The organism is Alteromonas sp. G5_S2_22_S1 (assembly GCF_054968525.1).
This window is the reverse complement of sequence record NZ_JBQKUJ010000010.1, coordinates 119,206-143,515: the sequence shown is the minus strand read 5'-3', so window position 1 is coordinate 143,515 and position 24,310 is coordinate 119,206. Positions and strand designations below refer to the sequence as shown.

At 45.5% G+C, this 24,310-nt stretch carries 21 protein-coding genes and 1 pseudogene; 13 read left to right on the top strand and 9 right to left on the bottom strand.

Going from position 1 to position 24,310, the window contains the following annotated elements:
• Positions 1 to 76 precede the first annotated feature (76 nt).
• Both ACTRWF_RS12380 and ACTRWF_RS12375 read left to right on the top strand, forming a co-directional pair.
• Positions 77 to 2,215 carry a diguanylate cyclase gene (locus ACTRWF_RS12380; RefSeq protein ID WP_462835631.1) on the top strand — a complete coding sequence of 713 codons (2,139 nt, stop codon included), beginning with the start codon at positions 77 to 79 and terminating at the stop codon, positions 2,213 to 2,215.
• 12 nt (positions 2,216 to 2,227) lie between these two features.
• On the top strand, positions 2,228 to 2,545 hold the full coding sequence (locus ACTRWF_RS12375; protein WP_015067839.1) for a GFA family protein: 318 nt from the start codon (positions 2,228 to 2,230) through the stop codon (positions 2,543 to 2,545).
• 67 nt (positions 2,546 to 2,612) lie between these two features.
• Here the strand turns inward: ACTRWF_RS12375 and prsR are convergent, their stop codons facing one another.
• The 3 genes from prsR to ACTRWF_RS12360 form a co-directional block, all read right to left on the bottom strand.
• A complete protein-coding gene (prsR, locus tag ACTRWF_RS12370) occupies positions 2,613 to 3,974 on the bottom strand; it encodes a PEP-CTERM-box response regulator transcription factor (RefSeq protein WP_012519479.1) in 1,362 nt (453 codons plus the stop codon).
• A gap of 82 nt (positions 3,975 to 4,056) precedes the next feature.
• On the bottom strand, positions 4,057 to 6,084 hold the full coding sequence (prsK, locus tag ACTRWF_RS12365) for an XrtA/PEP-CTERM system histidine kinase PrsK (RefSeq protein ID WP_462835630.1): 2,028 nt from the start codon (positions 6,082 to 6,084) through the stop codon (positions 4,057 to 4,059).
• Between the two features lie 114 nt (positions 6,085 to 6,198).
• Positions 6,199 to 7,323 (bottom strand): beta-ketoacyl-ACP synthase III, encoded by a 1,125-nt coding sequence (locus ACTRWF_RS12360; RefSeq protein ID WP_024016793.1) that lies wholly within the window; start codon positions 7,321 to 7,323, stop codon positions 6,199 to 6,201.
• Positions 7,324 to 7,969: 646 nt separating this feature from the next.
• On the opposite strand from ACTRWF_RS12360, the pseudogene ACTRWF_RS12355 reads away from it, so the two are divergent.
• Positions 7,970 to 8,347 (top strand): annotated as a pseudogene (locus tag ACTRWF_RS12355) (TonB-dependent receptor); the annotation flags it as partial.
• A gap of 118 nt (positions 8,348 to 8,465) precedes the next feature.
• On the opposite strand, the gene ACTRWF_RS12350 reads toward ACTRWF_RS12355, so the two are convergent.
• Complete coding sequence (locus tag ACTRWF_RS12350) at positions 8,466 to 10,268, bottom strand: choice-of-anchor I family protein (protein WP_462835629.1); 1,803 nt, start codon at positions 10,266 to 10,268, stop codon at positions 8,466 to 8,468.
• A 451-nt stretch (positions 10,269 to 10,719) separates the two neighbouring features.
• Between ACTRWF_RS12350 and ACTRWF_RS12345 the strand changes: the two genes are divergently transcribed.
• Positions 10,720 to 11,517, top strand: a complete 798-nt coding sequence (locus ACTRWF_RS12345; RefSeq protein ID WP_012519485.1) for a M48 family metallopeptidase — start codon at positions 10,720 to 10,722, stop codon at positions 11,515 to 11,517.
• A 100-nt stretch (positions 11,518 to 11,617) separates the two neighbouring features.
• Here ACTRWF_RS12345 and ACTRWF_RS12340 read toward each other — a convergent pair whose 3' ends face one another.
• A complete protein-coding gene (locus ACTRWF_RS12340; RefSeq protein WP_024016794.1) occupies positions 11,618 to 12,460 on the bottom strand; it encodes a mechanosensitive ion channel family protein in 843 nt (280 codons plus the stop codon).
• Positions 12,461 to 13,243: 783 nt separating this feature from the next.
• Between ACTRWF_RS12340 and ACTRWF_RS12335 the strand changes: the two genes are divergently transcribed.
• From ACTRWF_RS12335 to ruvX, 4 genes are all read left to right on the top strand, one after another.
• Positions 13,244 to 13,972 carry a 16S rRNA (uracil(1498)-N(3))-methyltransferase gene (locus ACTRWF_RS12335; protein ID WP_012519487.1) on the top strand — a complete coding sequence of 243 codons (729 nt, stop codon included), beginning with the start codon at positions 13,244 to 13,246 and terminating at the stop codon, positions 13,970 to 13,972.
• Positions 13,973 to 14,191: 219 nt separating this feature from the next.
• Entirely contained in the window at positions 14,192 to 15,142 is a 951-nt protein-coding gene (gshB, locus tag ACTRWF_RS12330; RefSeq protein ID WP_462835628.1) for a glutathione synthase, read from the top strand.
• Between the two features lie 111 nt (positions 15,143 to 15,253).
• Positions 15,254 to 15,820, top strand: coding sequence for a YqgE/AlgH family protein (locus ACTRWF_RS12325; RefSeq protein ID WP_041912945.1), 567 nt, complete (start codon positions 15,254 to 15,256; stop codon positions 15,818 to 15,820).
• Positions 15,813 to 16,244, top strand: coding sequence for a Holliday junction resolvase RuvX (gene ruvX / locus ACTRWF_RS12320; RefSeq protein WP_012519490.1), 432 nt, complete (start codon positions 15,813 to 15,815; stop codon positions 16,242 to 16,244). Before ACTRWF_RS12325 ends, ruvX begins: the two co-directional genes overlap by 8 nt.
• A 90-nt stretch (positions 16,245 to 16,334) precedes the next feature.
• Here ruvX and ACTRWF_RS12315 read toward each other — a convergent pair whose 3' ends face one another.
• From ACTRWF_RS12315 to ACTRWF_RS12305, 3 genes are read right to left on the bottom strand one after another with little or no spacing between them, the layout of a single operon-like run.
• Positions 16,335 to 16,661 (bottom strand): putative signal transducing protein, encoded by a 327-nt coding sequence (locus tag ACTRWF_RS12315; RefSeq protein ID WP_462835627.1) that lies wholly within the window; start codon positions 16,659 to 16,661, stop codon positions 16,335 to 16,337.
• A 25-nt stretch (positions 16,662 to 16,686) separates the two neighbouring features.
• Positions 16,687 to 17,799 (bottom strand): PilT/PilU family type 4a pilus ATPase, encoded by a 1,113-nt coding sequence (locus ACTRWF_RS12310; protein WP_012519492.1) that lies wholly within the window; start codon positions 17,797 to 17,799, stop codon positions 16,687 to 16,689.
• Positions 17,800 to 17,807: 8 nt separating this feature from the next.
• The gene (locus ACTRWF_RS12305; RefSeq protein WP_012519493.1) at positions 17,808 to 18,851 is read right to left on the bottom strand and encodes a type IV pilus twitching motility protein PilT; all 1,044 of its coding nucleotides are present in this window, start codon (positions 18,849 to 18,851) and stop codon (positions 17,808 to 17,810) included.
• Between the two features lie 27 nt (positions 18,852 to 18,878).
• Between ACTRWF_RS12305 and ACTRWF_RS12300 the strand changes: the two genes are divergently transcribed.
• The 5 genes from ACTRWF_RS12300 (at position 18,879) to ACTRWF_RS12280 (ending at position 23,873) form a co-directional block, all read left to right on the top strand.
• On the top strand, positions 18,879 to 19,577 hold the full coding sequence (locus ACTRWF_RS12300) for a YggS family pyridoxal phosphate-dependent enzyme (RefSeq protein ID WP_278384226.1): 699 nt from the start codon (positions 18,879 to 18,881) through the stop codon (positions 19,575 to 19,577).
• Positions 19,578 to 19,628: 51 nt separating this feature from the next.
• Positions 19,629 to 20,450 carry a pyrroline-5-carboxylate reductase gene (gene proC / locus ACTRWF_RS12295; RefSeq protein ID WP_462835626.1) on the top strand — a complete coding sequence of 274 codons (822 nt, stop codon included), beginning with the start codon at positions 19,629 to 19,631 and terminating at the stop codon, positions 20,448 to 20,450.
• A 20-nt stretch (positions 20,451 to 20,470) separates the two neighbouring features.
• Positions 20,471 to 21,007 (top strand): YggT family protein, encoded by a 537-nt coding sequence (locus tag ACTRWF_RS12290; protein WP_012519496.1) that lies wholly within the window; start codon positions 20,471 to 20,473, stop codon positions 21,005 to 21,007.
• 83 nt (positions 21,008 to 21,090) lie between these two features.
• Entirely contained in the window at positions 21,091 to 21,531 is a 441-nt protein-coding gene (locus ACTRWF_RS12285) for a DUF4426 domain-containing protein (RefSeq protein WP_015067845.1), read from the top strand.
• 299 nt (positions 21,532 to 21,830) lie between these two features.
• Positions 21,831 to 23,873, top strand: a complete 2,043-nt coding sequence (locus tag ACTRWF_RS12280) for an NADPH-dependent 2,4-dienoyl-CoA reductase (protein WP_015067846.1) — start codon at positions 21,831 to 21,833, stop codon at positions 23,871 to 23,873.
• Here the strand turns inward: ACTRWF_RS12280 and ACTRWF_RS12275 are convergent.
• Positions 23,870 to 24,205 (bottom strand): VOC family protein, encoded by a 336-nt coding sequence (locus ACTRWF_RS12275; protein ID WP_024016798.1) that lies wholly within the window; start codon positions 24,203 to 24,205, stop codon positions 23,870 to 23,872. The two genes, ACTRWF_RS12280 and ACTRWF_RS12275, sit on opposite strands and share 4 nt — an antisense overlap.
• Positions 24,206 to 24,310: the final 105 nt, after the last annotated feature.

Below are 24,310 nucleotides of genomic sequence, written 5' to 3'. Positions count from 1 at the left end.
TAGTATTGCTACGGAAACAGCCTGCTGGAATATTCTGCAACAGCAAACTTAGTCACTGTATAGGAGATAGAGCCAAATGGGCCATGAAGGATTTAGCACATTGCGCGTGCTCATGTGTGCCCTACTCGTAGCTGTGCACTTTGCTCATGTTAACCCGGTAAAAGCGTTAACGATTTTTGATAAGGAGTTCGCCGACGTTGAATCGCTGTTACACGCAAAACAATATGCCAACGCAGACACCAAGGCACTTCTCCTTCTAGAGCAAGCCCTTCAGCAGCAGCACATGCCTGCAGATATGTTCTCAAGCCTAGGTGAACTGCTTCAAAATGCTTCGCGCTTTGAAGTATCCAAAGCGATATTCAACGCAGCATTAGAGCGATACACCACAGAAGGTGAGCTGGAAAAGATGGCGTCAACGCTGTTGCAGCTTGCGACTTCGGAACGACACCTTTCAAACTACAACACCGCCCTTACCTATGTACGTCGCGCTATGTCTATCGCGCACATTGAGCGCAACGACCTGCTAAAAGCCAAACTGAATTTAGAGCTTGGCATTATCCGCCAGCAACAAAACCAGATTGAAGTCGCCCTTGAACCTTTAAAGCAAGCACTCGATTTCTTCAGAGAAAATCGCATGTCCAATGAAATGAGTCTTTCGCTACTGCGCATTGGTGATATCTACAGCCTTCTTAACCAAGCCTCTCTTGCGCATACCTATTACCAGGATGCTTTCGACAGTATCGAAGGGTCTACTGACCCGCGTCTTCTTGGCACTATTAAAACCCGTATCGGCGCCCTTTTACTTAAAACTGGCGCCAGTGCGCAAGCAACAGTTGCTATCAAAGAGGGGCTTGAGCTTCTACAGGTGACAAACGATGTGGGCGCTATCGCTGAAGCGAAAATGCTGATGGGCCGCGCCCTAGTAGAAAACGGTGAGACGGCTAAAGGACGCGAGCTGTTAATGGAAGCCATGCGCTTTGCAAGCTCTTCAGGGCAAGCCAAACTCATGATTGATGGTCGCTTGGCGCTGGCTCAGGCTTACATGAAAGAACAGGATTTTGAGCGTGCGTTAGCAGAAGCCAAGTCCGGGACTATTGACGCAAGGAAAAGCCGGGATTTACGCGGCCAGCTCAGCTTTTTATCGTTGCAACTTAGTGCTTTCGTATCCTTAGGCGAGTTTAAAAAAGCCCTAGATATTCAATCTGTAATCCAGCAGTTACGTGAAGTCTTACTCGATTCTGAAAATAAGTCGGCTATCGAAGGGCTTCAGGCTGAAATAGAGCTTATCAGGCAATCGCGTACGCTAGAAAAGCTAGAGGAGTCAAAACAGCTAGCACTTGCCCAAGCAGAAAGGGAGAAGTTGCAAACCACACTTGTCTGGAGCGTGTCGCTAGCGGTAATGCTGTTGACCTTTTTAGTGTGGAGTAGATACAAGCAGCGACGACAAACCATCATTTTACGCCGCGAAGTTCGTCAACAAACCCTTGATCTTCACAAAAAGAATGAGGAGCTCCAAGCCGCCTACAAAACCCTTGAAGAAGTTAGCTTGCGAGACCCATTAACCGGTTTGTACAACAGACACTACCTCGAGTCTCAGCTACCTGGAGAAATTAGGCGCAGTCAATTTTCTGCACGCCAAAGCCCTACTACCGATAAGGCAAAGCAAGATTTACTTTGCCTCCTGATAGACATTGATCATTTTAAACGTGTTAACGACGATTATGGCCATATTGCTGGTGATAAAGTGCTGTCGTCTTTTGCTCAGGTTTTAAAAAATGTGTTTAGACAAACCGATCTCATTATCCGTTGGGGCGGAGAAGAGTTTTTAGTGGTATGCAGACAGTCTAATCGAGAAGAGCTTCCCGAACTCGCCGAGCGTTGCCGGGAAATGGTGGCAAGTACGCCGTTTGATATCGGCTTAGACAAGCCCATAAAAATTACCTGCAGCATAGGGTTCTCGCTACTTTCTCCTGATAAGAAAGACAACTCCGATGTGGCATGGGAACGCACGTTCGCCGTTATTGACTACGCGCTGTATGCATCAAAACTCTCAGGAAGAAACGGTTGGGTAGGTGTTATTGAGACCCTTGATACAGACTTTAAGAACCGCACGCCAATAGATGAAAAATTTAATTTTACTGGCTCCAGAATTGCGACATCATTTAACAACATCGCAAGCATTCAGTGGCCTGATACCCTCGATAATAAGCAGTAGAGGTCTAGCATTATGTATAGAGGAAGTTGTAATTGCCAAGCTATTCAATATGAAGTTGACCACATTGATGAACGTGATGCCGACAATGAAACCTTGTCTCTCGCAGATACACGTACGCTTCGTGTAACGGTTTCAAAAGAGCAACTACTGATAGATTGCGCACCGTCAGCGTTAGCCACTTTACACGAAGCAAATGGTGAAACCCACCACGTCTGTAACCTGTGTGGCAGCGTCATTTATGTTGAGCGTAGCCCGCATAGTGTGGTGGTTGAAGTTACTTACAGCGGCCATGACATTTTATCTGAACCTCACTGCCAATTTGTTATCTAGCGACAAGGCTAGATGTTTGTTTTTAGTACCGGTGGAAGCTCCTCTCACCGGTACTACAAGCGGCTTGCTAGTCGCTGCTTTTAATGTCTTCCATGTGGTATTTGTCGATCAGCGAATAAAGTGTTGGCCGGGTTACACCAAGTAATTCGGCGGTTTTCGACATGTTTTTTTCCGCTTTTTGATAGGCTTTGCGAATAGCGCGACTTTCGGCAATCTCTCTAACTTCACGCAGATTAAGAGTTTCAGGCTCATTTTGAGCATCAACCGGCATTAAGCCTAAGTCGTCAGGCTGAATAACGGTTCCTTCAGCCATAATTACCGCTGATTTTAATTTGTTTTGCATCTCGCGAATATTGCCAGGCCATTTGTGTCCCAGCATAGCGTTCACTGCAGACTCAGAGAAGCTCTTTGCCTTTGCTTTAAACTCTTCTCTGTAAATATTGAGAAAGGTTCGAGCTAAGAGAATAATATCTTGGTCACGTTCACGAAGCGGCGGGATCAGGATCGGCATTTCTCCTACCCGATAATATAAATCTTCCCTGAAGGTTTCCTCTGCCACCATTTTTTGTAAGTCCCGGTGAGTAGCACAGATTACCCGAATATCCACGGGTATTTCGTTACGCCCCCCAACCCGTTCTATAACCCGCTCTTGTAAAAAGCGAAGCATTTTAGCCTGAAGGCCAATGGGCATATCCCCAATTTCGTCTAAAAACAGGGTGCCGCCCTGCGCTGTTTCTATTTTACCGAGCGTGGTTTTATTAGCCCCCGTAAAGGCGCCTTTTTCATAACCAAACAGTTCACTTTCCAAAAGGTTTTCAGGGATAGATGCACAGTTAATAGCTACAAATGGCTTGTCTCTTCTTGGGCTATGTTCATGAATACTGCGCGCGAATACCTCTTTACCTGTGCCACTTTCGCCAAGTAAAAGGGTGCTAATGTCAGTGTTAGCAATTTTCTCTGCGCGACGTACGACTTTTTGAATGGCTTCGCTGTTACCGACTATGCGAGACATTCCCGAGCGGGTGCGAGCAAGAATACTATTTTCATGCTCTAACGTAGCTAGATTAAGCGCGCGGTGAACTAACAGCTTTATAGTGTCAGAATCTATGGGCTTTTGGTAAAAGTCATAGGCACCAAAATCTATCGCTTTAAGCGCATGCTGTTTGTCGTTATTGCCCGTTACAACAATAACTTTGGTACGCGGCGCTAATGAAATGATGTCGTGAAGAATTCTCAACCCTTCAGACGCGTTTGCCGGGTCTGGTGGCAACCCCAAATCCAGAGTGACAACTTTAGGTTCAAAACGACGTAGCTGAGCTATGGCAGACGTATGATCATCAGCAAAAACAACATTGTAATCGGTAAGGCTCCATTTAAGCTGCTTTTGAATACCTAAATCATCGTCTACTACCAAAATGGTATCGGTCATTTTATCATCCTATTATTATACTTCATCCATTAAGGGCACGGGGACAGGCCCGTGTCTACTTCGGCCTTGTCACTGATAACCTCTATCCTATCGGAAAATACAGCGTAAAACAGCTACCGCGACCAGGTTCACTTTGCACAGTCAGTTTACCACCAATTGATTCTATGTAGGTTTTCGCGTCATAGGCGCCAATTCCCATGCCAGCATTGCCTTTGGTGGTATCAAACGGTTTAAACAAACGCGTTTCAACAAACTCGTTATCCATGCCTATTCCATTGTCTTCTATCATGACGAGCTGCGTATTATCATCGGAATTACTTGTAATAACTACATCAACTTCACCGTCATCTGCAGTAGCCTGCTGAGCGTTACTGATAAGGTGATAAAGCACGTTTGCTACCTTTTCCCTATCCACCATCACAGCGCGCTCTCTGACAATATGTACAGAAGGAGTTGGGCTTAACCCCATACAGCGGTTTTCTACAACATCATTGGCAATATCGGAAAGTAAAAACTCTGAATTCACGCCCTCTTCTACCGCTTTTTTATCTGTCAGCTGTTTGAGCATTTTCTCCATTCTCGCCTTGGTGTGCTCCAAGGTTTCGAACGTATCGTCGATAAATTCTGGGTTGTGTTTGTGTTGTTGAGCATTGGCTAAAATTAAATCAACCTGGGCCAGCACGTTCTTTAAGTCGTGCAAGACGAATGCAGACATACGGTTGAATGCAGCGAATTGAGCGTTCTCGGCTACCACCTGTGCAGCCTCGTGGTGCTGCATATACGTACCCACCTGCTCCGATACCGCCGTTAAGTAGTCTTTAACTTCCCAATTTAGACTAATCTTTTCTTTATCTCCCGATGCAAGTACGGCGAAGCCCCATAACCCACCGTCTTTCAAAAAAGGGACAAAAAGTTGATAGCCCCATTTTTTTAACGCCTCGCGGTCTAGATTGAGCCCCTCATAGTCAAAGGGCTTTACAAGATAAGCGTCTGTGTCAATTATCCAACCATTCTTGTCGCTGTAGTGGGCCAGCACATCAAGTGTCGTGTGTATATTGCCATTATTTGCAACAGGTGACGCTTCAGCCACACATTCGTAACCGTTTTGAGTCACTTTAAACAGCAACCCCGACTCGTATTGAATGGCATTCAGCACGCCAGTTAGACCCGCGTGATACACCTGCGGCGACGTATCTCCAGCGCGAGTAAGCCACTGAGTGAGCTTCACCCATTCAACGCGGTAATCAAATTGGTTGGCGAAAAAATGTTTAGTAATAAATACTTTAATTTTTGTTCGAAAGGCATTCGACAAAAACACCGTTGCCAATAGGGCAAAAGACATCACCACCAGTATAATTTGAACCGTCGCGCCCCAGTTCCCCCCTAAATAGTTAATCGCGTATCCCACCACCGCCATCACAAACAAGTAGCCGCCTGCCACTAATAAAAGTGAGCTGTGTAGAACAACGTCTCGGGAGATAAATATATCGATTCCCCAATGGTGGATACGTCTGATAGAAATCACCAATAGCGGCATCAATAAAAAATAGATATAACCTCGCGCAGCGATATAGCCAATTTCTACCTGATTAACCATAGTTGCATTGGCGTAGGTAACAAACTCGAATAAGTTGGTAGCGCCAAGATAAATAATGAGAGGCTTAAACGCCCACTTCTCTCTGCCAGCTTGCCGGTAGACCACTTCTAGCAGCACCAGTACTTCTAAGGAAAGTACAATAAGTACTAGAAAGCTCCAGGCCGGGTTTACCGCTAACAAGTAAGGAGTAAGAAGCGCAAGAAGGGCCGGCGCTACAATAATTAACGTAACCGGGCGTTTTAATACATCGAAAAAGCGATTAAAGCTACTTTGCAAACAGCCCGCTAAAAACAATAGCCATACTAGCTGTTTAAGCACATCTGCACTTAACAACCAACTAAGCAAGATGGGCCCGAAAAGAGAGGTTATCAGGCTGGTGGACCACAACGTTGTAGCGGCCGTGGCCAGCACCAAAAGATGCTTGGCCACGCCAGGCTTTCGTACCGTAAATAACAATAATAAAAGGGCTAAGTGCGCCAGACTATTTAACCCATAGCCTATATCTGAAATCATCCTTTTATCTCACCCTTATTATCATTGTTATGAGAACTACAACAGCAGCGGCGCGCACCGTCTCTGTATTCATTACACCCGATAACGCGCAGAACTTCCCTGTACGTTATTTGATTACCTTTTACGAATAACCAACGAGCCAATTGAGTAGCCAGCACCGAACGAACAAAGCACACCCACATCGCCGCTAACCAAATCTTCGTGATTTAAGCCAAAAGCAATAACAGAACCTGCAGACGCGGTATTGGCATATTCATCTAACACGATAGGTGCTTCAGTACGGTCTGCGTCTCGACCTAACAACCTTTTGCAGATTAAGGTGTTCATATTAATATTCGCTTGGTGTAGCCACCAGCGCTTCACCCCCTCAGGGGTAATATCGTGACTTGCCAAATGCGCTTCTATATGTGCTGCAGCCATTGGGCATACTTCTTTAAACACCTTTCGCCCTGCTTGGTGGAACAGCTTATCAGGTCCGTAGGGGTCAACATCTTCTGCGCGGGTCATGTACCCAAAATTTGACCGGATGTTGTTGGAAAACTTGGTCAGCGCTTTGGTGCTTAGCACATCGTAAACGTGCTCGCTTTTAGCGGTTTCAGCTAGCTCCAATACGGTAGCCGTTGCGACGTCGCCAAAAATGAAGTGGCTGTCGCGATCTGTATAATTGATTTGAGGGGAAACTAGCTCAGGGTTGATGACCAATACCCGCGACGCATTTTTCGCACACAGCATCTCGTAGGCCCGGTGCATACCGAACGTGGCCGCTGAACAGGCTACCAACATATCAAAGCCAAAACCTTCAATGTTTAACGCCTCTTGAACCTCAATGGCAATAGCAGGATAAGCGCGTTGCGTGTAAGCACACGATACAATTACCGCGTCTATATCCGCTGCTTCTAGATTAGCCGATGCTAATGCTAGCTTAGCGGCTTCAACGGCAATTTCAGCTTGATGCGAAAGCTCATCATCCCCACGGGGGGAGATTTTCGGCTTCATTCGCTTAATATCAAGCGCGCCCTCTTTTTGATAAATGTAGCGGCTTTTGATACCTGATGCCTTTTCAATAAACTCGGCACTCGAGTAAGGCATCGCGGCGATTTCACCTGCGTCTATCTGGGCTTTATTGTCTTCGTTAAACGCATCAACGTAAGCGTTATAACTATCTACTAATTCTTCGTTCGTAACACTGTCTTTAGGGTGCCATACACCAACACCGCTAATCACAACTTGCTGAGACATAAGCATTCTCTACTATTAGTTAATACCACACGTGTATTGAGCATTGCGTTACTGTGTGTCCTGAACGCACTACTACTCGCGCAATTTACCGCTCTCTTACCTCCACAGGGGTAGCGACGGCGTTTTATGACCTATAGCTTACCTCAATCCTCTTTCAGTGTAACCATAGCTAACGTACCCAAACCCACTTTCAGCGGCATATCAGTACCTCAACAAAATTGACCTGACCAATAAAACACCAAAATGGGATTATTCAGTTTAAAATCTGTTTCCATCGATTCTACCCCCGCACTCTATTTCAAAATCAGTTCAAAATCCGCTACGCTAAAAACCTAAGAACATGAAAATTAATACTTATTTAGATTGGCACACAATAAATAGGCAGAAAATACATTATCTTTCACCTCCCTTCCTCAACAAAATATTTACAAAAAAATGACCTTTTCCCTGTTATTGGTTGACAAATTGGCAAGATAGAAATAGGGTTAAATTGCAAAATTGGTAATAACAATAATCATGAGCTTTTAGCAGCTTGTAAATAAACGACTAGCTGATACCAATGGTGACAAGGTTGTATCGAACCTTTAGAAATTTAAAGAAGAGGAAAAGATAATGTCTAAACCAGCTATTGGTTTCATCGGGCTTGGCCTTATGGGCAATGGCGAACTACAATACAGAAATGTAGGGCAAGTTTATTCGTGGTAACTTTGGCGTACGCGTTGTAAATACTGAGGTTACGTCTATTGGTTTTAGAAGCGCTTTTGAAGTTATTGAAGGTGAGCTTGGTACGTTAACGCTAGTTGAAGACGATTCGATTGTAGAGCGTATTGAAGGCGGTGGCAGCTACACTGAAGTCCTACCAAGCGCAAACTTTGTTATGGATTACAGTGATGACATTTTATTGCGTGCGGGTATTTATCGCGGTATGTCACGCGCAGACCCGTCAGACTTGGGTTACAGCCGCACATTCCAAACTGATGACGAGGTTGCCCCTACCACTATCTCAGACTTAATTGTAGGCGTTACCGCTAAGTACTAATAAAACGTACAAACAATGCCTCGGCAATGCTGAGGCGTTTGTGAAAAGCCAATAAAAAACCCGCTTCATGAAGCGGGTTTTCTTATCTCGTTTAAGCGACAAGTTATAGTTGGTTGATTTGCCAAACGGTTACTGTACCGCTTACTTCATTACCTACCACTAACAGCGGCACACCACTAGGGCTGTCTTCTGCGCTGACAAATACCAGGCTCTCAGGAGCAAGGTCGCCAATCACGTCATCAGCAGTTAGGCCTTCTGTAAGGTCACGATTAATCACATACTCTGCAAACTGAACGTCGTAGGGGTTGGTAACGTCATAGACGAAAATACCGCCCATGCGCTCTGTACCGATGAACGCATAAGTGCGATCGCCAACTTGGCCCACGGTGAGTGCTTCTGGCTCTGGTCCTTTATTCTCAGAGCGAGAATCGCCTTCGTTTTCATCATCACCGTTATTAAACTGCGCACCATGCACAGAAGCCGTAATACGCTCGAAGTCATCACCTGAATCATAAACAACTAAACCGTTTTGCTCCCAAATGGTAAATGAACGGGCACCGTATGCGTACGCGGCGTCATACTCGCCATTGCCATCCGCATCACCCATGGCTGAAGTAACGCGTAAATCATCTGCTTCGCCAGTAGCTTGAAGCATAGCTAACTCAGAATTTGCAGCAGCCGTCAGGTCTTCTACTTTGACTTCGTCGGTGTAAGCTAAACAGCCATCATCTTCATCGAAGTCTACGCCACCCGCTGCCGTGCAGGCTGCTTCGTCTGCCGCGTCAAAGAAATACTCTCGTGCGTCACCTTCATTAGCCGTCACAATAAACGTAGCATCTTTCCACGTGAAGTTAGCGATGGTATCCGGTTGATATACACCGTAAAGCCCAGTGTATTGACCAAAACTAACCGAACCGTCTTCTTGTATGTCGATATTAAGGCCAGCCCACGACTTCGTGCCCAACCCTACAACATCTATCGTTAGCTCTTCTAAATCTAAAATAGCAAGGCCGTTGTTTTCCTGAAGGCTGATATAAGCCACATCGTTGGTTGCTGTAATGTACTCAGGCTCAAGGTCTTTAGCGACAGATGAGGTAATAGCAGTGCCATTGATTGTGCGCCCTGCTGGGTTAGGGAACATCATGCCCTGAGCCATCAAGTCGGCTTCGCTGCCGTTTAGCGCACTAAAGCCCACGGTAGTGCCAGTTTCTTCAGGCTCACCGCTTGCAAGAATATTAATAACAGAAACTGAACCTTCAGGGTCGACGGTGTAATCGTCAGACGGCTCACCTTCGTTTGCAACCAATACCTTTCCGCCGTCTGGCGTGAAGGTAACCATATCAGGTAATGCACCAACTTCTACCGAATCTAGGAAGGCAGGTGCTGAACTGTCTAGCCCGTTGTAAAACAGTACAAAACCATTATCTGTTTTAACGGCTGCGGGTACCGCCACCGCCATAAGGTCACCACTTATGGCAATACTGGTAAGGCTACCAAGCGCTACACCATTGATATCTGCTGGCGGTGCAATAGTGGTAGGCGTAAGCGAAGTGGTGTTAATTGGGTCTGCCATAGTGGCTGAACTCACACCAGACGCGTCGATGATAGCTATGGTATTGGTTTCACCATTGGTTGCGTAAATCGTGCTGGTTTCAGCATGATACTGAACAATTTCAGCAGCCGTTTGATTACCTAAAAATGCGCGACCAACAATGTCCATAGCAATACCGATTGATGCATCGGTACCATCGCTCCCGTCTGTACCAGGTTCACCCTGCTCACCCTGTGGCCCTTGTGCACCAGTTTCCCCTTGCGCCCCATCGTCGCCGTCAAGGCCACAACCCGTAAGTGCCGCTGAAACTAAAAATGCGAGTAATCCATATTTAAACTTATTACGCACTGCCATTTGATTTCCTTTTTATTTGTATTTTTGTCGTACGTTAAGAGGTTTCAGAAATCTCAGAGTTTTCCATTTCTTCCTGAGAAAAGTATTAGGGAAAACGGTGATTTCATGAACTAGTACACCAGAAAATTTATGTAACTTCTATGTATAAATTAGAATCAGTTTATGACACAAATATTAAATAGGCAAAAGTGGGTAATTTTTCTATAACACGAGCAAGTATTTACGCCATACTCGCTTAATTGTAACCACACATTTCAAATAATCGTTTTAGCGCTCTACTGTCTTAAACCTAAAGGAAGAAAGTAAGACGCCTACCGCAAAGGTATAGTTTTATTTATAAGCACTATCTGATACTAATATCGCCATATAAACGTACCACCTAAACAACATAGCGTTTTTTTGCAGTGTTTACTGCGTGTACTATTAAGTTTGGCTATTAAAAGGATTAACCATGAAATTGAAATTCACAGCCTCGGCAGTGATGGCAGCAGCGCTCACGTTAACAGCTTGCGCAACCTCACCGACGGGAAGAAACCAAGTACTACTTTATTCTGAAAGCCAATTGGCGCAAATGGGCGATCAAGCTTTCACAGGTATGAAAGAAGAGTTAAAAATTTCAAATAAGGCCGTGCAAAACTCTTACGTAGAATGCGTTGCAAACGCGATTACCGCGCAAGTTCCGGCGAGTGTTTTTAACGGGCAATGGGAAGTCGTTGTTTTTGATGATGAACAAGTGAACGCGTTCGCACTGCCTGGCGGTAAAATTGGCGTGTACACCGGGTTGTTGAAAGTCGCTGAGAATCAGCATCAACTTGCCGCGGTTATTGGTCACGAAGTAGGCCACGTTATCGCTGAGCACGGTAACGAACGTATGTCTCAATCTACCCTAATAAACGTGGGCAGCCAAGCTGTTGGCCAAGTGCTTGCGGCGAACGAAGTCCCCCAATCTGGCCCGATAATGGCGGCGATAGGCTTAGGTGTTCAAGTTGGTGTTCAACTTCCTTTTAGCCGGACTCATGAATCGGAAGCAGACGTTATCGGTTTACAACTCATGGCAAAATCGGGGTTTGACCCAAGACAATCTGTTAACTTGTGGCAGAATATGGATGCAGCGAGTAGCGGCGACCGCCCTATGGAACTCTTATCCACTCACCCCGCGCCACAAACCCGTATAGATAACTTGCAAGCAAATATGCCTGACGCGTACGCCGATTATCAAGCAACGGCGTATAGACCAAACTGCCGATAGGTTGAATACACTTACGCGATATTGACTCTTCAATTCGCTTTTTACACGCAAAAAAAACGCTGCCAATTAGCAGCGTTTTTTTCGTGATAGAAACAAGCGATTATTCGCTGTCTTCTTTGTGAAGGTGCACATCCATTTGTGGGAATGGAATTGAAATACCTTCTTTGTCGAAGCGCAGCTTAACTTGTTCTGTAAAGTCGAACTTCACAGCCCAGAAGTCTGCAGCATTTACCCAAGGACGTACGACAAAGTTAACGCTACTATCGGCCAATTCAGAAACCGCTACGGTTGGCGCAGGCTCAGCAAGAATTCGATCGTCCGCTGCAATCATTTCTTGCAGCACTTGCTTAGCTTTTAGCAAGTCAGCGTCGTAACCAATGCCTACAACCATATCTACACGGCGAGTATCTTTAGCCGAGTAGTTAGTGATATTACCGCTGTAGATATTTCCGTTTGGAACGATAATTTCTTTGTTGTCTGGCGTATTCATTGTGGTTGTGAAAATGCCAATCTTCTTGATTGAACCAGCAGTACCTGCAGCTTCAACGAAGTCGCCCGCTTTAAACGGCTTAAATACCAGTAGCATTACGCCAGCGGCGAAGTTCTTCAAAGAATCCTGCAACGATAGACCAATCGCTAAACCAGCAGCACCGAGAATAGCAACCAACGATGTGGTATCCACACCTAGCTGATCAAGTGATGCCACAATAACAAAGAGCATCAAAATAGCGCTTAGAATAGCTTCTAGGAAATCTACTAGCATGGCGTCATATTTAGACTTTGACATCACACGTCTAAATATAGAAAGAAGGAATCCAACTACAATCCTACCTATTACATAAATCGCAATCGCCATCGCAATGTTAATACCCCACGGGATAGCGTAATCGTTTATGTACCTTTCAACATCGCTTGCAGAAAAAAGCGAAAGTTTCTCTTCCATAATATGGTCCTTGTCATGGTTAGTTGTTAAATGCGCAATAACGTTAGCAGCAATTCGTATGAACACCAATACAATATAGGCCCAAACAGCTTAAATTTGCTCTAAAGTCTAAGCTTCATAGCCCTTTGAAAGTGTTAGTATTATCCGAAAGTAGTGATGTAAACCTCCGTTCGCGCACTCTCCTTAGACTAAAGTTTGAGTATACTTTTGAATAATTGTCACACCTTTGTCACGCAGTCAAAGCAAACTTGTCTATGAAGCCTAAATGCGCTTTTTACTTTTCAGATTGCTGGAAGTTACCGAGTTTTAAGATAATTTTTTTGATGATTTTTTAGCCGTAAAGCTTTAGACTAAAGTCTCATTCAACGCGTCGATCTATTCCCTTTTTCTACTGGCGACGATCGACGGTATGAACGAGCTTTAGCAAACTATGTCAATTAAAGGATTAACGCATGTTGCTTCTCATAACACTCTTTTCAGTTGTTTTGTGTTTATTTTTGTACTCACTGCGCACTGATAAAGGAAAACATACCAAGTATGCAAGAGCGGACTACCGCCCAGCACCAAAGTCGAAGTCATCAACCTCAGTGTTGAAATCAACTTCGGACAACTCTTCGCCTTATGCGGCTTAGAGCAACCACACGAGTCAAGTGATTCTAAAATAGGCAGCGTGCTGCCGTTTATGTAAATTCTGAAGTAATTATTTACATGATGTCGTCGGTAGCATTGCAACCTGTATTTACACACGTATTATACGCAGTAAAAGCAAACACCTAATTTACTATGCGTATACCTAGAGTTTATTACCCCAATCCTATTCCGTTAGAGCAAGAATTCGAGTTAACCGAAGATGCAGGGCATCACATTGCTACCGTACTGCGCATAAAGCCCAATCGTCCCATTGTACTTTTTAACGGCGACGGCAATGAATACAGCGCACAAGTTATCAGTGTTCAAAGAAAGAAAGTAATCGTAGAAGCCGATGCTTGCCTTTCCCTAGCTAAAGAATCTCCTCTTCACCTACATCTCGGCCAAGGTGTATCTAAAGGCGACAGGATGGATACGGTTCTTCAAAAAAGCGTTGAGCTTGGTGTGTCAGAGATAACACCAGTGATTACCGAACGCTGCACCGTGAAGCTCGATGAGTCTCGCTGGGAAAAGAAAATCCAGCAATGGCAGAAGATTGTTATCGGAGCCTGTGAGCAAAGTGGGCGTAATATTATCCCTAAGCTAAACGCGCCGGTGAGCCTAAACACTTGGCTATCATCTTCAACCAATACCACAAGACTGGTGCTTGCACCAGGCGCTGAACAGCCGCTAGCAAGACAGCCATACAACGCACAGGGGTTTCGTTTATTAATTGGTCCAGAAGGCGGGTTATCAGACACGGAAATACATCAAGCCAACGAAAATGGGTACCAATCTGTTAGTTTGGGACCGCGTATTTTGCGAACTGAAACCGCAGCCATAACAAGTTTAAGCATACTTCAAGCTCAACACGGCGATTTTTAGTTCCCACTATTAGGCTGGTGCCCTATCAAGTAAAATAGGGCTTACTCCGTGTTATAAAGAGTGCTATTTTCAACAACTTGATATTTGTTGCTAAGGTACAAAGCGCCCTAACCTTTAGGCGTCACGTATCTTGAAGAATTCAGCTACGTCCCAATATTAACAATCTATCAGATAAGCCCTGTGTGCAGGCACTTTATAAACATTCAAGGTGAAAACATTATGCAATATACCGTTGGCGTAATCATGGACCCCATTGCGAACATTAAGCCACATAAAGATACGAGCTTCGCGATGATGCTTGAAGCACAGCGCCGCGGTGCAAAGGTTGTTTATTTTGAATTGAAAGACTTGTATTTAGACAATGGTAAGCCGATGGGTCTGGCTAAAACCGTATTGGTGAAAGACCAAGCAACCGACTTCTACACCATTGAAGATGAGTCTACCATTCATTTGGGCGACATTGATGTGCTGCTTATGCGCAAGGATCCGCCGTTTGACAGTGAATTTTTATATGCCACTCAGGTACTCTCATTAGCGCAAGATGCAGGTGCGCTGGTGGTGAATAATCCGCAGGCTCTTCGCGATTACAACGAGAAGTTGTTTACTTCGTATTTTCCAGAGCATATCCCCCATACCATGGTGTCGAACAATCAAGCGTTAATTCGCGAGTTCCACGCTAAGCACCAAGATATTATTTGTAAACCGCTAGATGGCATGGGCGGCGCCTCTATCTTTCGCGTGAAGCCTGATGGCAATAACCTAGGTGTTATTATTGAGACGCTAACTCAGTTGGGCACGCGATATATGATGGTGCAGGAATACTTGCCAGAAATTAAAGATGGCGACAAGCGCGTGCTAATTGTCGATGGCGAAGTGATGCCCTACTGCCTAGCACGCCTGCCCACCAAAGGGGAAACCCGAGGAAACTTGGCCGCAGGGGGTACGGGACGTCCACAGCCAATTTCAGACTCGGATAAAGCGTTAGCAGAAGCGATTGCGCCCACCTTGAAAGAAAACAACATTCTTTTTGTGGGGCTTGATGTTATTGGCAATAAGATTACCGAAATAAACATAACCAGCCCAACGTGCGTAAGAGAAATAGAAGCAGCCTACGACGTTAATATTATGGGTGCATTATTTGACGCCATTGAAAAGCGCTTAGCTAAGTAATAGATATAAAACTAGCGCCCAGTTGTCACTGCGTATAACGCATAACCAAACATGAGTGTACAAAATGCAGCCGCTATTAATTGGCAGCGAAAGACAAATGAAAGAAGATTTATGACGGAATTGAAAAGCTTACAAAACCACTTTTTAGTCGCGATGCCCAGTTTGGACGATCCGTACTTTTCTCGTTCACTTATTTATGTATGCGAGCACAACGCAGAAGGCGCAATGGGCATAGTGGTAAACCAACCTTCTACGATGAACGTTAAGCAGCTTTTAGAGCAAACAGACAAAGCGCTTATGGTATCTGATGATAAAGCTGAGCAAATAGTGTTAGCCGGCGGCCCGGTAAACCAAGAGCGAGGGTTTGTGCTTCATTCATCCCAAAAAGAATGGGCATCTAGCCTTAAGCTTGCGCCAGGGGTCATGGTGACTACGTCGAAGGACATACTTACCGCTATTGCCAATGACGAAGGCCCAGATGATGTTTTAATTGCCCTTGGGTACGCAGGGTGGACAGCCGGTCAGCTAGAAAAGGAAATGCAGGAGAACGCATGGCTTACCATCGAGGCCGATGAAGAAATCCTTTTTAATACGCCTATGCACAAAAAATGGCAGGCCACTGTGAATAAACTCGGTGTGGATGTTTGGCAACTAGCACCAGGAGCCGGTCATGCCTGAGTTAGGCAGTCGTACTGTATTAGCGTTCGACTTTGGCACTAAGAGTATTGGTGTGGCAGTTGGCCAAGAAATTACCGGTACAGCCTCACCTCTTCCCGCGTTAAAAGCTCGTGACGGTATTCCAGACTGGAATGTAATTGAAAAGCTTTACGAAGAGTGGCAGCCTCACGTGGTAGTGGTAGGCTTACCCCTTAACATGGACGGCACCGAACAGGAAATGACGCAGCGTGCGCGAAAGTTCGCTAACCGCCTTCACGGGCGTTTTCGCGTTGCAGTAGAAACGTGTGATGAGCGCCTCACCACAACTGACGCCAAATCTATGCTATTTGAGTTAGGTGGGTACAAAAAACTGACAAAAGACAAAGTCGATAGCGTGTCGGCCTGCGTTATTTTCGCCAGTTGGAATGAAAGCCAATACGAGTAGCGTTTAACGCAGCAAAGTTTCACTGCGGCATTTCCCTTTTAGCCTTGTAGGCTCACCGGGGTATAAACCCTATAACGAATTAGGCCAGAACTATTCAGGCCGCGTTCCCGCATTGCATTGCCAGCAGAGCTCAAACGCGCCGCCATTTTCCTCACCGCACTGTTGGCAGCGCCAGTCCGATTGCATATCCGCTTTGTCGCTCGTTCGCCCTATCAATGCCTCTACTACTTTTGATGCTCTCGCATACCAAGTATCGTCAACAAGCCATACCTCTTGTTGCGAGTCCTGCCAAGGTAATTCGCCTATTGCCCCACTGGCAAACTCATTTTTTACCATATAAGGAATAGACAACGCATCTAATTCACTGCGAACAGCTTGTAATTCAAAAGCATCTTGCGAAGAGAACAGTTTTTTCAAAGGCTATACCCACGCTCTACAACCATTAATCGTCCATATCAATCGACACATTAGACAGCGTACCTAGGCTTGAGCCATCGCTGGTATCCAGCTTAATCATTAAGCGTAAATCATTCGGTGAGTCAGCATGATGCAGCGCCTGATCCATGTCAATTCGGCCGGCCTTGTAAAGGTCGTAAAGCGCCATATCAAAACTTTGCATGCCCTGCTCTTTGCCTTTTTTCATGGCTTCTTTCAACGCGCCTATTTCATTGCGCTGAATAAGGTCACGCACTAATGGTGAATTAAGCAGTATCTCGATGGCAGCCACACGCCCTTTACCGTCTGGCGTCGGTACCAGTTGCTGGGCAACAATAGCACGAATGTTCAAGCTTAAGTCAAAGCGCAGCTTGTCGTGCTGATCTTTTGGCGCTAAGTGCATAATACGCTCTATGGCTTGGTTCGCATTGTTCGCGTGCAGCGTTGCCACACACAAGTGGCCCGTATCGGCGAACGACATGGCATATTCCATGGTTTCCATAGACCGAATCTCACCAATTAGAATAACGTCTGGCGCTTGTCGCAACGAGCTCTTAAGCGCATCGTCGAATGACTGGGTATCAATACCCACCTCACGCTGTGTAATCACACAGTTTTTATGCTCGTGCACAAATTCAATAGGGTCCTCAATGGTCAGTATATGCCCATGAGAGTTTTCATTCCTATGCCCAATAAGTGCAGCTAGCGAGGTTGATTTACCCGTACCTGTCCCACCTACAAATAGAACAAGACCGCGCTTAGACATGATAATTTCTTTCAATACTCGGGGCAGCCCCAAGTCATCGGCTTTCGGTATTTGCGTCACAATACGACGGATAACCATACCCGCTTGGTCTCTTTGCCAAAATGCAGAACAACGAAAACGACCAATGCCATCACGCACGATAGCAAAGTTGCATTCCTTCGACGTATGAAACTCGTCACGCTGCTTATCGGTCATGGCTTCATGAACCAGCGCGAGTGATGCCTCTTCTGACGTTGCGCTATCAGTGACAGGGGTAAGTTTACCATTTATTTTAGCGCTAACCGGAAAGCCCGCAGTGACAAATAAATCTGACGCGTTGGTATCAACCATTTTTTGAAGTAGTGAATCTAGCATAACGGCCTCTAGAAATTGTTCATCGACTGTTTATCCACTGACTTTGCAGCCGCGTCTTCTTTACTTATAACTCCCATGGCGACCAGGCGCTGTAAGCACTGATCCATGGTTTGCATACCGTGGGCCTGACCGGTTTGGATAACCGAATACATCTGAGGCACTTTATCTTCGCGAATGAGGTTACGAATAGCTGGGATACCTACCATGATTTCGTGAGCCGCCACTCGGCCTCCCCCTACTTTCTTTAGCAGTGTTTGAGAAATAACCGCGCGTAAAGACTCAGATAACATAGAGCGCACCATGGCTTTTTCTTCTGCAGGAAAAACGTCAATAATCCGGTCAATAGTTTTAGGCGCTGAGTTAGTATGTAGCGTACCAAATACTAAGTGACCTGTTTCCGCGGCCGAGATAGCAAGGCGAATGGTTTCGAGGTCACGCAGCTCACCGACAAGAATAACGTCTGGGTCTTCACGTAACGCGGAACGCAATGCATTGTTAAAAGAGTGGGTATCGCGATGCACTTCACGCTGGTTTACCAAACTGAGCTTATTGTCGTGCACGAATTCGATGGGGTCTTCAATGGTCAGAATATGTTCGCGTTTGTGCGTATTAATATGGTCGACCATGGCCGCCAAGGTAGTACTTTTACCCGAACCTGTGGCACCGGTTACCAGCACAATACCTGTAGGCTGATTGATGATCTCTTTAAATATTTCCGGGGCACCAAGGTCGTCTAACGTTAATACTTTGCTGGGGATAGTACGCAGAACAGCGGCGGCACCGCGGTTCTGAACAAAGGCATTGACACGAAAACGAGATAACCCATTCACTTCAAAAGAAAAATCGGTTTCTAAGTTTTCTTCGTATTCTTTGCGCTGCATGTCGTTCATAATCTCGTAAACGAGACTATGTACTTGCTTGTGATCGAGGGCAGGCACGTTCAGTTTACGCATCTCGCCATCTACACGAATAATTGGTGGTAGGCCCGCTGATAAGTGTAAATCTGAGGCGTTATTCTTAACACTGAAAGCCAAAAGTTCGGTAATATCCACAACCACTTCTCCAAAACAAGGTGAATAATGCAAACAATAGCAGAAAGACTAAATTCCGCACGAAAAGGAATAGACCAAGCCGCTAATAGTGCACATCGTCCACCAAATTCCGTTAAATTGCTAGCGGTTAGCAAAACAAAACCCGTATCAGATATCATTGAAGCGTATGAAGCGGGACAACGAATGTTTGGTGAAAACTACGTGCAGGAAGGTGTTGAAAAGGTTCAGGAACTTTCCAACCTCGACAATATCGAGTGGCATATGATTGGCCCTATTCAGTCGAATAAAACTAAAGTAGTAGCCGAACATTTCGATTGGGTACAATCGGTAGACAGAGAAAAGATTGCGCGAAGATTAAATGAACAGCGCCCAGAATCACTGCCGCCCTTAAACGTGTGCATACAGGTTAATGTCGATGACGAAGACAGTAAGTCGGGTGTTTCGCTTAGTGAATTAGCTTCGCTAGTTGAGTTTGTTTCATCGCAAGAGCGCCTTTGTCTGCGAGGGTTGATGGCTATTCCAAAGGCAAACCCTGACGATGAGCAACAGCGTCAAACCCTATCTAAGCTCAAAGAATTATTTGACCACTACCATACATCACTGAGCAATTTTGATACCCTATCCGTAGGAATGAGTAGTGATATGGTAGAGGCCATCCTCCATGGGTCGACTATGGTAAGAGTTGGGACGGCTATTTTTGGTAAGCGAGATTACCCAAACCGGTAGCGTAAACTCGTCACTACACAAACTAAAACGCAACCAACAAATAGGATTTACATGCAACAGAAAAAATTAGCATTTATTGGCGCGGGCAATATGAGCCGCAGCATCATCAGTGGTCTTATCAAATCTGGATATGCAAAGGAAAATATTCTTGCTGCCAACCCGTCAACACCCAAGCTCGATGGCTTAAAAGCCGAGTTTGGTATTCACACCACACAGTCAAACGATGAAGCCTGCCAATTCGCTGATGCCATTGTGCTTGCGGTAAAACCACAAATTATGGGTGATATGTGCGGCGAACTGCAAAAGAATAACGCTCTATCGGGTAAGTTATTCTTAAGCATTGCAGCCGGTCTACCCGTTGCACGATTGCAAGAAATGCTGGGCGGTGAATACCCTGTTGTTCGCATTATGCCAAATACACCAAGTTTGCTAGGTAAAGGCATGTCGGGTATGTATGCCGATAGCACGGTTTCTGAAGCAGACAGACAATATGTTGACGATGTAATGAACAGCGTTGGCGAAACCGTTTGGGTAAATGAAGAAGCGGGCATTAATGGTGTGATTGCCGCAGCGGGCAGTAGCCCAGCGTATTTCTTCTTGTTCTTACAAAACATGCAAGAAGAAGCCATGAACATGGGCTTTGACAAAGAGCAATCGCGCTTAATGGTGCAGCAAGCGATGCTCGGTGCAGCCGAAATGGTTTGTAACAACCCAGACCTTGAATTAAGCGAGCTTCGCGCCCAAGTTACGTCAAAGGGCGGCACGACAGCAGAAGCCGTCAACACTTTCATTAATGAAGGGTTAAAAGACATTGTCAGCAAGTCAATGCGCGCAGCAGTTGCACGTGCTGACGAAATGGCAAAACAGCTATAACGTTTTAGGAACAACTTAACATGAACGCAACGGTATTTTTGGTTGATACCTTATTCAACCTTTATTTGATGGTGGTTATTCTGCGCCTTTGGTTACAAATGGTACAGGCAGATTTTTATAACCCGCTGAGTCAATTTGTTGTTAAAGCAACCCACCCTATTGTGGGGCCGTTGCGCCGCATCATTCCTTCAATTGGCAGGTTTGACACTGCCACCTTTGTGCTTGCCGTAGCTGTTTGCGCGTTAAAATTAGTTACGCTCGGGCTTATGTTTGGTGGTAGTCTTAACCCCATCGGCATTGCTATTTTGTCGGTCATTGGCGTAGTGAAAGAAACCTTGTCTCTGATGTTTTGGGTTTTGCTATTACGCGCCATTTTAAGCTGGGTTTCACAAGGCCAGTCGCCTGTGGACTATGTGCTTTATCAACTTACTGAGCCTTTTTTAGCACCTATTCGAAAAATCATCCCACCTCTTGGCGGGTTAGATTTATCAGTGCTCATTGCCATTATCGCATTACAGTTTTTACAGCTTCTGATCCAAGACACCTTCCCCATGTAACTAATGGCAAAGGTTATATTCGACAGTACATTAAGCGGTAAAATTTACGCTTGAATAACGGTAAACGTACAATAGGTTTTATTATGAGTAAGTTGAAATTAGGCTTGGTTGCGCTGCTAGCGGGTATATTATCTGCCCTAAGCGCCTCTGCGTTCGCTGAACAAAAGCAAACGCTTGGAGAGTGGGACGTGCACTACATGGTGGTAAGTACGCCCTTTTTAACACCGGAAGTGGCAGCAAACTACGGCATTGTAAGAAGTAAGTTTAACGCACTGGTTAACATTTCTGTGCTAGACAAAGTTTCAGGAGCGGCCCAGCGCGCTGACGTGACGGGTACGGCGAAAAACTTAATTGGTAACGCCCGTAAGCTCACCTTTAAAAAGGTAGAGGAAGGCGATGCTATTTACTATTTAGCTGTATTGCCGTTTCGCGACCAGGAAACCTTCAGGTTTGAAATTGATGTTCAAAAAGGCTCGAGTAAACAAACCTTAAAATTCCAACAAAAAATGTACGTTGATGAGTAGCCCTTTATTGGCCTTGTGTTACTAACATAGCAACACAAGTCGCAACGTTTAGCGCAAGGATTTGGCGCAAGGATTTGGCGCGTTGACAAGTAAAACCAAACTAAAATAGATAAGCGAGATAACCGTTAAGTAGGTATCTCGCTTTTTTATTATGTTAAAAACTTGCCTGCTTTGCTTTACCAATTCGTTACAGTAGTAAATAATCAAAACAACTGGTCGGGCAAGTTCACCTACTCACGCGCCATAATAATACGTTGTGCGCCAACTGCCCTCATAACCAATAACAACAGAGAATAATTATGAGCACGCCCTCACCGCAGCCTTCATCTTTTTACCCTAACTTATTAGCCCCGCTAGACTTGGGCTTCACGACACTGAAAAACCGCACGCTAATGGGCTCTATGCACTTGGGTCTGGAAGAAGAAAAAGGCGGGTTTGACAAGCTTGCGGCGTTTTACGCCGAGCGAGCTAAAGGAGGCGCAGGTCTTATCGTAACCGGTGGGATAAGCCCTAACATTTCAGGCTGGGTAGCCCCTTTTGCCGGCAGAATGACCCGTTCTCGTCATGCTAAAAAGCACCGCGTAATTACCGATGCCGTGCACCAAGAAGACGGTAAAATCTGTATGCAAATACTGCATTCAGGTCGCTACGGCTATCACCCTTTAGCGGTTTCTGCTTCGCCTATGAAATCGCCTATCACGCCATTTAAACCTCGTGAGCTTTCCTCTCGCGGCGTAAGAGGCACCATTAAAGATTACATTAAGTGCGCAAGCCTTGCGCAAAAGGCGGGGTACGATGGCGTTGAGATCATGGGTTCTGAAGGCTACCTCATTAACCAGTTTTTTTGTGAGCGCACCAACCACAGAAACGATGAGTGGGGCGGCAGTTTAGAAAATCGTGCGCGTTTAGCCCTAGAGATAGTAAAAGGCGTTCGTGAAAAAGTGGGCACTAACTTCATTATAATCTATCGCTTGTCCATGCTGGATTTGGTTGAAGGCGGGGCAAAGTGGGATGAGGTGGTCTACTTAGCCAAAGAAATTGAAAAGGCAGGGGCAACGCTTATTAATACCGGCATTGGCTGGCATGAAGCGCGAGTGCCAACAATTTCGACTTCCGTACCGCGCGCAGCGTTTACCTGGATCACCCAGCGTATGAAAAAGGAAGTGTCTATTCCCCTTGTTACCACTAACCGAATTAATACTCCAGAGGTAGCAGAGTCGGTGTTGGCTGAAGGCCATGCTGACATGGTGTCGATGGCACGACCATTTCTTGCCGATGCACATTTCGTTGCCAAGGCCATGCGCAATGAATCTAAGCTTATCAACACGTGTATTGCATGTAATCAGGCGTGCCTAGACCATGCATTTGAACAAAAACGTGCTAGTTGCCTGGTAAACCCTCAGGCCTGCTATGAAACCGAACTGACCTTTACGCCTACCCAAGCCAAGAAAAAGCTAGCGGTTGTAGGAGCTGGCCCTGCTGGGTTGGCGTTTTCTATGTATGCCGCCGACCGTGGGCACGAGGTACACCTATTTGATAAAGCGAGTGAAATTGGCGGCCAGTTTAATTACGCAAAACAAGTACCTGGCAAAGAAGAGTTTTACGAAACTCTACGCTATTTCGATAACCAGCTAGCTCGCGTTGGCGTGACGATTCATCTTAACCACGAGGTTAATGCTGAAAGCCTTTTAAATATGGGCTTTGATGAAGTTGTGTTGGCAACAGGTATAAACCCACGCAAGCTGACAATTGAAGGGCACGATCACCGAAAAGTAATGAGTTACTTGGATGTGCTTCGCGACCATAAACCGGTTGGAAAAAAAGTCGCAATTATTGGTGCGGGCGGCATAGGCTTTGATGTGGCCGAGTTCTTAGTTGAACATGAGCACTTGGCACAAGACAAGGAAAAATGGCTGGACCATTGGGGAATCGATAAAGGTTATTCAGCGCCTGGCGCGCTAAAAGAAAAAGCCATAGGGCCCTCTGAGCGTGAAGTGTATTTACTACAACGTAAGACCTCAAAAGTCGGAAAAGGACTTGGCAAAACAACGGGCTGGATCCATCGTCAGTCATTGAAACATCACAATGTTCAAATGATAAATGGCGTGAGCTACGAAAAGGTGGACGATGAAGGTCTACACGTCCTTATTAACGACGCGCCGAAGGTGTTGCCTGTAGACAATATTATCGTGTGTGCAGGGCAAGAGCCCTTTAAGCCACTACAGCAACCGCTTGAAGAGGCTGGCGTAAGTGTTCACATTATTGGCGGTGCCGACGTAGCGGCTGAACTCGACGCTAAACGGGCTATTCGCCAAGGCGCTGAGCTAGCAGCCCGAATCTAGAACTGATCGAACATGATAGCGTTGCCGTCTGGGTCTTTGACAATTAAATGCCCAGGGCCGCTATCACCTTTTACAGGAACTTCTAGGGCTACCCCCTGCTCCACTAAGTTAGCTTGAAGGGCTCTCACGTCATTGGGATTAAAAGTCATGATGTTGTCTTCAAACATCCCCTCAAACAAGCCAATCATGGTAGACCCGTTTTTCATCATTAACCATTTATCTTCAATAGATCCACAGGAGGGCATGGCTTCGAAACCCAGTGCTTCATAAAATGTTTTCGATTTACTGATATCCTTAACGGCTAAACTCAACGAAAAAAGCCCTAATTCCACGTTTTCTCTCCATTACTTTTAGTAAAAAACTGTCTACTTATTACTCTAGTGAAGGGATGCAACAAGATCACTGCCATTGGTCGCAAAAACTAAAAAGCCAGTAAG